This window comes from Bdellovibrio sp. CKG001 (genome assembly GCF_055397465.1).
On sequence record NZ_AP029173.1, the window covers coordinates 2625108 to 2636715 of the forward strand.

At 49.8% G+C, this 11608-nt stretch carries 10 protein-coding genes; 3 read left to right on the plus strand and 7 right to left on the minus strand.

The features are described from left to right. The first annotated feature begins 33 nt into the window (after window positions 1-33). Window positions 34-4875, plus strand: coding sequence for a hypothetical protein (locus tag ACZ50P_RS12425; protein ID WP_464131498.1), 4842 nt, complete (start codon window positions 34-36; stop codon window positions 4873-4875). 32 nt (window positions 4876-4907) lie between these two features. Here the strand turns inward: ACZ50P_RS12425 and ACZ50P_RS12430 are convergent, their stop codons facing one another. Further along, window positions 4908-5342 carry an OsmC family protein gene (locus ACZ50P_RS12430; protein WP_464131500.1) on the minus strand — a complete coding sequence of 145 codons (435 nt, stop codon included), beginning with the start codon at window positions 5340-5342 and terminating at the stop codon, window positions 4908-4910. A 57-nt stretch (window positions 5343-5399) separates the two neighbouring features. Between ACZ50P_RS12430 and ACZ50P_RS12435 the strand changes: the two genes are divergently transcribed. Further along, on the plus strand, window positions 5400-5963 hold the full coding sequence (locus ACZ50P_RS12435) for a GbsR/MarR family transcriptional regulator (RefSeq protein ID WP_464131502.1): 564 nt from the start codon (window positions 5400-5402) through the stop codon (window positions 5961-5963). A 14-nt stretch (window positions 5964-5977) separates the two neighbouring features. Further along, entirely contained in the window at window positions 5978-6931 is a 954-nt protein-coding gene (locus ACZ50P_RS12440; RefSeq protein ID WP_464131504.1) for an NAD(P)/FAD-dependent oxidoreductase, read from the plus strand. A gap of 2 nt (window positions 6932-6933) precedes the next feature. Here the strand turns inward: ACZ50P_RS12440 and ACZ50P_RS12445 are convergent, their stop codons facing one another. The 6 genes from ACZ50P_RS12445 to ACZ50P_RS12470 form a co-directional block, all read right to left on the minus strand. Continuing rightward, entirely contained in the window at window positions 6934-8463 is a 1530-nt protein-coding gene (locus ACZ50P_RS12445; protein ID WP_464131506.1) for a methyl-accepting chemotaxis protein, read from the minus strand. A gap of 51 nt (window positions 8464-8514) precedes the next feature. Then, window positions 8515-9429: a MerR family transcriptional regulator gene (locus ACZ50P_RS12450; RefSeq protein ID WP_464131508.1), complete on the minus strand. Its 915-nt coding sequence runs from the start codon at window positions 9427-9429 to the stop codon at window positions 8515-8517. A 126-nt stretch (window positions 9430-9555) separates the two neighbouring features. Continuing rightward, window positions 9556-10326 (minus strand): 2-oxo acid dehydrogenase subunit E2, encoded by a 771-nt coding sequence (locus ACZ50P_RS12455; protein ID WP_464131510.1) that lies wholly within the window; start codon window positions 10324-10326, stop codon window positions 9556-9558. Continuing rightward, window positions 10323-10733, minus strand: a complete 411-nt coding sequence (locus ACZ50P_RS12460) for a hypothetical protein (RefSeq protein WP_464131512.1) — start codon at window positions 10731-10733, stop codon at window positions 10323-10325. The genes ACZ50P_RS12455 and ACZ50P_RS12460 overlap by 4 nt, the downstream gene beginning before the upstream one ends. Before the next feature lie 17 nt (window positions 10734-10750). Beyond that, entirely contained in the window at window positions 10751-11056 is a 306-nt protein-coding gene (locus ACZ50P_RS12465) for a TIGR03643 family protein (protein ID WP_464131514.1), read from the minus strand. Window positions 11057-11078: 22 nt separating this feature from the next. Continuing rightward, window positions 11079-11510, minus strand: a complete 432-nt coding sequence (locus tag ACZ50P_RS12470) for a thiol-disulfide oxidoreductase DCC family protein (RefSeq protein ID WP_464131517.1) — start codon at window positions 11508-11510, stop codon at window positions 11079-11081. Window positions 11511-11608 lie beyond the last annotated feature (98 nt).

An 11608-nucleotide genomic window follows, 5' to 3' on the forward strand; every position in this document is an offset into this window, starting at 1 on the left:
CTGGACCAGAAAAATCTCCGCCTCTGTCTCAGAATGAGATTGATACTTAAAGAAGTCGCGGCTAAATCCGATAAGAAATTCATGTTTAGCCGCATGTACGTTCTTTTAACGGCTGTCATGACTATTATGCTGCTTGCTTCTGCATGCAGCATCAACACCTCGTTCTTCAATCAGAAAGACCTTATTCCCCGAAGCATCACCATTTATGATCATGGTGTTCCAAAAAATTACAACACCGGAGACTTGCAGCTTCTTACCAACGACACAGCTTTAAGACTTGAAGGCGGCACCAAACCCAATGCCACCATTACGGTCTATATCTCTCCGGGGGATCCTCTTTGTCTGAATCCGCCTTCACCGGAAAATGTTCTGGGCGCGCATTCTCCGCAATCGGTTGAGTTTCGCGTGGATCTGACGACTCTTCCCGAAGGAACTCACACCCTGTGTATTTACGGCGAATACGGCCAGGACACAAAGGCTTCAAGCCGTCTGGGCGAGGTGACCATTAAGCGCACCGTGCAGGCCTTTGCAAATCAACGAGTTCTTCCCGACACCAGAGGCAATGAAAGACGTCCGTCCTTTATTGGGGACAGTGAAGCCCTGGCCCGCATGGAACTTTACGCAGGCGCAGGGTGCACGGGTCCTGTTCTGGACTATTCCCAAGCGGCAGCCAACGGAGCATTTACTTTGCGTTTGCCTCCGACGAATCCTCTATTGTTGGATGGCTTGGTCAGTTATTCAGTCCTGGCTACAGACGTGTTGGGAAATACGCGATGTTCAACCGCGTACTCTTATCTGTTGGACACCGTCGTTGACACCACAACGATTTTGGCGCTGACCCCCAGCAGTCCCTCGAATATCAACACGCCCCAACTGACCGGCAGCACGGAGCGCAATTCACATATTGCCCTTTATGATTCTGATGACTGCACAGAACCCGCCCTGGGTTCATCAACATCAGACAGTGCTGGTGCTTTTTCAGTAGGACTGGACAATCCTTTAAGTCTTGAAAAAGAATACTATCTGACTCTTCGAGTTACGGACGACCTGGGCAACACCGAATGTTTCACCAGTTTGAAGAAAAATTTTATTTACGACATCACGCCACCCGCATTAAGTCTTCTTGCTCCTCTTGCAGGAACTGACCATCAGAACACATTTGCGCTTGAAGTTTCCTGCGAGGCTGGCTCCTATGTCGAAGTCTTTGGCGACGTCTCAATTCCCATAACTGAAACATGTGCAGTGGGAACCCTTCAGTTACTTCCGTCTTTGGGAGGCGCCGACGGCAGCAAGACCATTCAGGTCAGAGCTACAGATGCGGCGGGGAACTCAAGCACAGCAAGTTTAAATTTGAACAAGGATAATGTACCACCGCCTCTTCCAAGTGTAACGCGAATCTCTGCCAGCCCCACGATGATCGGGACGGTGGATATGACGGTTTCCAGCTGTGCGGACATTAAAGACGTACTGATCAAAGAAAGCTCCTCCCTTCCCAGTGGAAGTGAACCCGAATGGAGCAGCTGCACATCCGCAGCGGGAGCCACACACTATGACTTAAGTGTTTCAGGAGCCCAAGGCACACGCAATTTGCGAGTCTTTGTGAGAGATCGCGCCGGAAACATACAGCCATCTTTTGCCACAGTCCTTGTGGATTACGATACTCTGCCCCCTGAAATTCACCTGGATCCCATTCCGCCCTTCCTGGGAACGAACTCGTATTATGAATTCCGCTGGTCCTTGACCGAGGGAAATGTCCCTGCCGGAGCTAACTTTACGATCCAGTACAGCCAAACCGGGGGTACAACCTGGACCAATCTGGCAACCACTCCAGTCGGCAGAACTGGTGCCGTGAATGGAAAGATCTATAAACACAATCAGTTCCTGCCGGCCACCGCAGGTCCCACGATTTTCAAAGTCAGTCTGACTGACATGACCAATCAAACCGGCAGTGACAGCCAGTCTGCCATTCTGCTTTATGATATAACGCCACCGGTGATCACGGTTTCTTCCTTTACTATTCTGGATTCGCCGGGCCCTGTGACCACTTACAATCCCTTTGTACGGGTCAGCTTTGAAGCCTCCGACAATCAGACCCCGGTCACTCAATTTTGTTTGAAAAACTCTTCGTCTTCACCCGCGTTGTCCGATCCATGCTGGGTGGCCTTCAACGCACCTGGGATTGATGTTCCGATTGACGTTAATGTGAAGCTGACAAACTATGACCATCTTGTCGACTGGATCACGGGCACCTACATTGTGCATCTTTGGGTGCGCGATCAGGCCGGGAATGTGTCGGTCAATGCGGGACCTGTGAATAACGGCACAGACCGGATTTCTGTAACTTACACTCCGATTCCACAGCCAACACTGGCGGAACTTCTGGTTGCGAAAACTCCGAACCCGACCACGCAGCCATCACCGTGGGAGCTGGTCACGACCCCTGGAACGACTTTGTACCTGAAATGGAAACAACGAGTTTTCACCGGAACTGCCAACGTCAGTTTGTGGTACACCATCGACGGGACCCAGTACACTTTGATCGAAAAAGATCTGTCCCCCGGTGTGGGTTTAAGTTGCACCGCCAGTGGCAGCGAAGACGTGTGTCAGTACACCTGGAATTCACCTGTGCCTGTCAATACGCCCTATAAAATTCAAGTTCGGCTGGCGGATGGCATTGAGCAGACGGTTATCAAAAACACGGTCTACATCAGCAATCCCAACTTCCGCGCGATTGCCGGGAATACAGATCCAGGAACCCACGGCTCTGCGAAAAACGCAGCCTTCCGAGGCCTTTTCCCTGACAGTGGTTCTTTTGTCGTTTCACGCAACGGAGTTCTTTTCTTCCGCGATATTGCCCGAGGACTTTTGATGGTTGAGCCTGGTAACGGAGTGCAAAAGCTGGTGCTGCGCAAAACAGAAACGAGCACCGGGGATGGGGGGCTGCTCAGCGAGGCCACCACTCAGGGTATTTTGAAAATCGCCATCGACTTCCAGGATCGTATTCTGCTTTTCGAACCTGATCGCATTCGTCGTATCGATACAAGAACCAGCCCCATGACAATCGAATCCATCATCGGAGCCTTTGATGATGGAAGAGTCGGCACGAACAGCGCTGACTTTGTGGCCGATCCGCACGACGTTAAGATTCAACTCAGCTCCACGTACCGAATGGCCGGATTGGGAAGTCCGTATCTGATATTCCTGGTCCTGCCTAACGGTGACATTTACTTCCAGACGGAAAAAACCTTTGAAACACGTGCCAACGGAGCCCGCATAAGAGTCTATCGTGGCAGTGCTATTGAACCTTATGTAGACACCCTACGGGTCGGTGGTACAGGCGACTATGGCGATGCCGGCACAGACATCGGTGCCTGGCAACTGGCGAACATGAATTTTGTCTTTGATCCCTTCTCGAATGTTGTGTCGAAGGCTTTGGTTCGCCTGAATCATCCTATCCCCAGTTGCAGCAACTTCCACTATGCGAATGTCAACCCTACAACCCTTCAGTCCCTGGGCAGTGGGCATCCCAACGTTCCTTATGAAGTCTGCACCCCCGGCTACATGATTCAGGGAATGAATGGTCAGATCTATGCTTTGAATCGTAACAATCCATGGAGTTTCCATATTTCAAAGTTCAACGGCTCTGGATGGACTCAAATCATCGGCACTGGAGCTCGCAGCAGCTGTGGGGATGGAACCCTGGCCCTGTCCTGCCCGGTGATTGCCAACGACATGTTTGTTTCTCAGACAGGACAGATTTACTTCATGGATGATGGGTTGATTCGAATTCTGGGTTCGGACGGAAGAATTTATACTCTCTATGGGTACAATCTCAGTTCGGGCGACGGTGGCGACGCCATGGAAGCCCGACTTAACGATGTGATTTCTTTGGACCATGGCACTACGGACAAAGTTATTGTGCTCGATGCTCAAGGGGGGCGCTTCAGAGAAATCGACTTCAAAGGGTCTCCGGGAATTAAAACCATTGCCGGGAATGGATCCGATGCACCGGGCTCGAACACGCCTCTGGGTGTGGCGGCCCATCTCAACCCTATTGGAATGTTCTGGTCAACACCGGGACGTTTTGCGACGGATCCCACCAATGGGAACGTCTATTGGACATGCGATCGTTACAACCTGTGCCGACTCAACAGAGCCTCCAACGTATGGGAAAGTGTCCTGGCTCCGATGTCCGGGGCCTGGGCTTGGGAAACAGCCACCCCGCTGCACTACAGTGACGTCAATGGAATGACGGGTTATCCTCCGACCCCGATGGCCATCAACGGCACCAGTCTTTTAGTCGGCTTCGTATCTTGGAACGGCACCGACACCTATCGCTCCGCCCTTCGCGAGTTTTCCCTGAGCACCGGAAGCTCCAAACATATTGCCGGTAACGGTTCTGCCACCACCGGAGCCACCTGCCCGAATGGGGCGGCCTCGGGTTGTGCCTTGAACACTTCCTTCTTCGGATTTGGTACTGGTGCCTTCAGCCCCACCTTCCATTCCAACGTGGCAGGCACCAATTACTGGATCTATCTGGCCAATAAACTTAAGACCGTGCACAAAGTCGGTGGTGGCCTGGCAACAAAACTTTTTGATTTAAATGAAAATGCCACTTCGATCTTTTATCGGGGATCTTACTTCTATTACTGCTCGGCCCCTGAAAACGGACCTTCCCTGCTCTACAGAAAAGAAGCCACCGCCCCTTACACGGAGGTGGAACTTCCACTGCCACATGGCTCCACATGCTACGGAAATAAGATTATCTTCAAAAACGGATCTGCCGGAGAACCCGATCGTCTGGTCTTCCCGATCAAGCAAAACGGAATATCCGGCGTCGCCGAGTTCCTGGATCCAGAGAACTTTGCACCTTAAGGATCCAAGGCCAGCCCATCGCCTGCGATCCTCTAGGTCACCACGAATTCAAAGACTTTTTCCGTCTTCACTGAATTCAGGATCATGCAATTTTCTGATGTGCGCTCCAGAATTCTTTTGGCGTTCTCAACTTGTGTGCATCCTTCCAGCTGTACTTTTAGAACACAGCGGGCCATCCAAGGGCGACCACTTTCGTTTCTATCCACAACAAGCTCTGTGGCCACTTGCAGCTTCGAATACGCCAGCCTTGATTTTTCGGCAAACACCTTAAAGGTGGCAATAAAGCAGTTTTGCAAGGCCATGGCATAAAGATCCTCGGGACTGAAACCGTCCCCGGGACCTTCGAATTCAGGAGGAATCGACATACGGATCCCCGCAGCCTGAGTTTGCGCTTTGCTTTCCCAAGAGGTCTGAATGCCCTCGGCACTTTCCGCACTCACTTTGAAAGACATTGGATATTTAATCATACGAAAGTCTCCTTATCCTCTTGATACCGGCTCTTAGTTCATGGTAGTGTGAACCAAATGAAAAATCAAATATCCCGAAAAGAAGACAAAAAATCAACCTCTCAAGCTGAGATCGACAAATTGCGAGCCCTTTCAGAGTCTGTCGGTGATTTTATACGCTACTGGGGATTTCGCCGCATTCATGGTCAGATTTGGACTCAAGTGTTTTTGTCAAAGACCAGTCTTAGCGGAGCGGAACTGACACAACGTCTTGGAGTCTCGAAGGCCCTGGTCAGCCCTGCTCTGGCTGAATTAGAAGACTATGGTCTTATCCTGATGACGGAAGACGGAAAAAAAACGAAAAGATATTCCGCCGCCCCAGACGTCATTCCGGTGATTAAGAAAATCCTAAAAGAGCGTGAAACAAAAATCATCGAAGAAGCCAAAGACCAGTTTGAGGCTCTTAACAAGATCCACCAAAAAAGAAGCCCGCAGGATTCAATCCTTGAAGAAGACCGCCTGCAAGAGCTGGGGCAGATGATCACCCTGGCACAGTTCGCACTGAATTTTATTATCGGCCAAAGCGATGAAGATTCTCTGGCTTGCTGGACGCAGGAAGCTTTGAAGGCTCAGGAAGAATAAAAGGGACGGACCCGATGAATTCACTTTATGATGCCGTTATCATCGGCGCGGGAATGGCGGGACTGACCTTGGCGTCCCGTCTCAAATCTCTGAACAAGACTTTCGTTATTTTGGAAAAATCCGCCGGCGTCGGTGGCCGCCTGGCCACGCGACGGGGCGAAGATTGTGCTTTCGATCACGGGGCTCAGTTTATTCGAGTCAAAACAAAGGACCCCATGGTGTGGCCTGATCTTCCTCAAATTCAGGAAATCGGCAAAGTCTGGTTTAACTCTGAGGCGATGGACCACATCGCTTTCCCCAAAGGCATGACTCAGTTGCCAAAGGCCCTGAACTTCCCCGAGCAATTGCGGCTGAAAGAAAAAGTCATCCGAATCCAAAAACAGAATCAAACGTGTTGTGTGGAAACGGACAACGGGCAAATTTACGAGTGCAAAGAGCTTTACATCACCAGTCCACTTCCGCAGTCTCTGGCTCTTCTGCAGGACTCGGGGATCTCTTATCCTGCGGAGTTGAATGACATTCAGTACGCCTCCGCCCTGGTGGGTTTGTTTCGCGTGCAGTCTTCTGACAAAAATATTCTTCAGATCCGACACCTCAATGAAGTGACAAAAGAAATTTTTTCCGTCAGCAACCAACTTTCAAAACAAGTCAGCCAGAACCTGGCCTTCACCGTTGTGATGCAACCCGAATGGAGCCGACAACGTTTTAATCAGGAAGACACCATGTCGCTTCAGGAAATTTCAACCTCTTTTGCAGAAATCCTGAATCAGATGGCGCCCTCGGACTCCTTCACTCTTGTAAACTCGCAGTTGAAAAAATGGCGCTACAGTCATCCTCTGGCAGTCTTTGAATCGCCCTTTGTGTCCTTAAGCACCGGCCCAAGAATTGTTCTTCTGGGCGATGCTTTTGGAGGCGGCAGCATCCAAGGTGCGATCCGTTCTGCCTACGCTGTTCCATTCCTTACCTAAGACTAAGCCGCACGCAAAGTGGTATTTTTCACTTGCGCAACCGCTTTCACTGCCGACGGTGTCTCTTCGGCAGGGCTCTTGCCCTGCGCAGCGCAGCCGGCAACCACTTTGTTCAGAACCCGCACGTTCCCCATCAAAGATACGGCTTCAGCTGATAGTTGTTCTGCTGCCGCTGCGGCTTCTTCCGAGGCCGCGGCATTCTGCTGAGTGATCTGATCCAACTGATTCATCGCTTTGCCTATTTGTGCGATCCCCTGGGATTGCTCTTCGCTGGCTGTGGCGATTTCCATGTTAATGTCCGCAACTTTCTTCACAGAGTTCACGATATCAGACAGGACCTCTCCGCCCTGATTAGCTTGACGGCTGCTGGCTTCGATCTTTTTGACACTGTCATCAATTAAAGAGGCAATGTTTTTCGCAGAATCTGCACTTCGCTGAGCCAGATTGCGCACAGCCTCTGCCACCACGGCGAAACCTTTCCCTTGCTCTCCGGCACGAGCCGCCTCCACTGCCGCATTCAATGCTAGAAGATTTGTCTGGAAGGCAATGTCATCAATGACAGACGTGATCTCTGCAATTTTCTTTGAGTCGGAGGAGATACTCTGAATGGATTCAATCAGCGTTGTGATCTCTTTTTCACCTTTGATTGCTGTTTCGCGGGTTGAAGAGGCCAGGGACGCCGCCTGCTTCGCATTTTCGGTGTTAACACGTACCATGGCAGTTAACTCTTCCATTGTCGCCACGGTTTCCTCCAAAGAAGAAGCCTGCTGGAGCGCTGCTTGGGACAAGGACTGAGAAGAATGTGCAATATGTCCCGCAGCATCTGTCACATGATTAGCACCTTCAGCAAGGTCACCTGAAACAGTGGAAATGGATTTAGACAGCGAGAAGGCAAACAAGACACTGATAGAAATACCCGCAACCACGCCAAGTGTGATGATGATCGCCATGCTTGCATCAGTTTTTGTTGTTGTGGAACGGGCCTCTTTCACATACTGCCCGCCAGTGGCTCTTTGGAAAGCCACCAGATTGGTCATGGCATCATCATAGACTTTGGCCGCCTTAGGACAGTCATAAAGGAATATTTCAAGCATCTTGGCATGATCTTCGGGCTTGCCTGAGCGGGAGTATTCAATGACTTTAGCACCCAGGACTTTGAAGGACTCCCAGGCCGCATCCACCTTTTCATAAAGCTCCCGTTCACCTTTTTTGAAGTTCACGCGCAGATATTGTTGTTTGTGCACCTCATATTCGGCAATGTAGGATTCAACATTTTTGATAAAATCGGCCTCTTGTTCTTTGGACAACCCCGGCAGGCCCAAACTGCGCAAACCGATTCTGACACCGCGAAAACTCATGTACATCTGATCGGCAGACTCGATATTGGGAAGGACTCCGTCGGTGACTTTTTCATAGCTGCCTGCAACTTCACGCATTCCATAGAACGCAAATCCACCCACCGCCACTGGAATAGCGGACATGAAAGCCCCAAGAAGCAAAAGTCTGGCTTTTAAACTAAAATTCGACCCCATTTGGCTCTCCTTTAAAAAGTGATACTAACAATAAAACCTAAATCCAAAATTCTATGTGGCAGAATGCAACAGCAGCTCCATCTGAGCCACCGCCGAATGCAGACTGCCCCCGATCAGAGAAATGCGTTTGGATTCGGGACGCTCTTGCTTTCTCAGTTCTGCAAGACAAGGTCCCCCGACAACAACGCACTTCATTTTTTCCAGCTCAGTCCAATTCTTTTCAATATTCCAGGCCTCGATCGCTGACAGACAAACAATGTCTGGCTCAATACCTTCATAGGCATGCAGCAGGTCTTCCATAGGCAGATTGACACCAAGATAATAGACCTGCCAGCCTTTCAACATCAGATAAGCCGCAAGAACAATCAGTCCACCCTCATGCAATTCACCCGACGGAGTCGTCAACAGCACTTTGGGTTGATTCACACCCATCTTGTTGGTCTTAAAGTAATTCAACAGACGAGTGCGCAGGAAGTTCCAACTGAAATGCTCTTGCGCGATATTAATGCGCGAGTTTTCCCAATCATCCCCCACCTGCATAAGAAGCTGCGGATACACCATTTCCAGAAGATCGGTTTCACTTAAACGCATACCCAGGCGGGAAAGGTATTGTTCCGCAAGATCCATATCGTATTTATAAAGAGCCTTTAGCACCTGATGGATGCCTTCATTCAAAGACTCCACCATGACAGCGGAAGGGGCTGCTGCGGCACTGGCAACAACGGGTGCCCCTTCCCCGCGCAACACGGTTTCGATGGCCTCAAGAATTTTGATTCCACCTTTACAAAGACTTACCACTTCACGTATCTTTTTGACTTCGTTTACATCGTAAAGACGATGTCCCCCCTCAGAACGCTGAGGCTTGGGAAACCCATAACGTTTTTCCCAGTTACGTAAAGTCGCCTGGGACAGCCCTGTGAGCTGGTTGACTTGATCGATATCGAGAAGTGCATCTGAAATAACCATACTAATCACCTTATCGGATGTTTTGATTAGTTCATGATACCTTCGATGAAGTTTTTTTTAATCAAAAAATGTGATATCTAATCGCCTTGTCGAAAGTTTTTCTCACTTCGAGACAAACGTCCAGGTTCACCACTCACCGTGCTTCAGGAACAGCTCGAAGTCCCGAATCATTCTCGCGGCCTGAGCTCCGTCAAAAAGACGATGATCAAAGGTTACTCCCAGATGCATGATTTCACGTATTTCAATGCGATCATCGACCACGACAGCTTCCTTACTGACTTGTCCGATGGAAACCAAAAGTCCCGCGCGAGTCAGTGGCACCAGTGGCACCAGGGCCTTTTTTATTCCTAGAGATCCCACGTTGGTCACAATCACCGAACCAAATGGATCTTTAGGCAGACGAAGAAATGAGAGATTTAAATTCAAATCGTGACTCAAAAAAGCAAATGCCCTTAAAAAGACTCGCGTCCATGAATGCGGAAGGCGATGAATCAACTTTAAAGCAAAACCCAAATGAGGATCTTCGCGGCGTCGGATTTGCGCGGCATCTTTTGACAACTGCTCTTCAATACTTGCAAGACTCAACTCATCCACCTTGCGCAAAGTCGCAAAGGACAGATCATGCTTCCCGTGTTCAAAAATATTCACCATGACTGAAATGTTGATGTCGCGCCGACGATACAACCTTCCAAAGCGCATAATATAATTAAGCTCCTGGTGCTTCTTCATGACCTCACCAAGCCCCTTGATGACCAACGACATCGGGGATGAGGTCAGCCGCAGGTCGGTGACATCCACCTCAAGAAAGCCGTATACCGAAGGATCCCCTCCGGGCCCCCACAGGGACAGCGCCACTTTTCTGAAAATCGAAATGTCGCTGACCTTCGTGAAGCTCATAAAGTTCCTAACAGAACGGCCGCTCGCACCGTCCATAGAATGGTGCGAGTCCAATTGTCACGCACCAGTTTGTTTATTTCATCCAAGTCTCGCCCACGGGACAACTTTGAATGAGAAGGTACACTCAAGGCAAAAGTGACAATCCAAATGACTGCGACAGCAGACAGATTCAACAGCCACCCCATGTGAAGCTGGCGCGCCAAAACCAGTGCTGACAAAAGTTCAAGAATCATTGCAGGTCCCACGATCCCGCCCATCACGGCGGTGTGCTTTGCGTGAAACCTGGTGAAGTCTTTTTCAGAAACCACAGAGAATGCAGGATAATGAGTCAACTGAATGACCCAGATCACACCTGTTAGATAGAAACAACACGCCAGATGCAGAGTTTTCCAGTCCAGATATTCCAAGAGGGCCTCCCCGGCGGCTACTTCCAACCTTTGGTGATGCCGTCCACAGATTGTCGCGAGCATTTAAAGCGCGTGACCTTAAATCCCCTTAATTTTTCATTCTTCAAATGCCCCTGCTGAAACACACGCCGTCGCCACCGATCGAAGGCGGATTTTTCCAAATTCGATCGCATGAAGTGAACAAATTCATTCGGCGAAAGTCCGAACTGCTTTGCGATGGCATCGAAGGTGCTTCGATCCTCCCACCCCATGCGAACCAATCTGGATCTGTCTTCGGGGGAAAAACCGGCAAACTTTTCTTTGAGTGATTTTGATATTCCCACGAACCCCCCAGCGACAGGACGCCTAAGATTTTTTTCCTTTATATTCCGGTTTCAATTCACAATATGGACTGTTCGAGCAATCCCGCTTAGGCAAAAGAGGGCGCACCTTCGCAAAACAGAAGTATCCCGCCTGCAACACTTTCTTGACTGGAGCCCAAGACGCCCAGGGCACCACTTTTTTCATCCTGTCCAAGCGGGACCAAATCTGCAGAAAAGAATCAACGCCAACGTAGACTCTGCCCCCCGAATCCCGCACATGCAGACTTTGGTGAACTTTATATGGATCCAAACCTTCAGCCTGAGCATTAAAGCCTGCCGCCGTGATGTCCACAAAAGAGATCCGATGAGCTCCCCTCATCGTCCGATAATGATCGATTTCCCGCGAACACAACTGACAGAGGCCATCATAAAACACGGTAATTTCAACTTGAGACGTGTCTTTTGTCGTTTGCATCTTGATCTCCAATTTGGTTCATAGTAGTATGAACCAAATTGGAAGTCAATAATTACCAGCCCTCAACTTCAGGAGAGTTTGCCATGGGGTCCCTATTT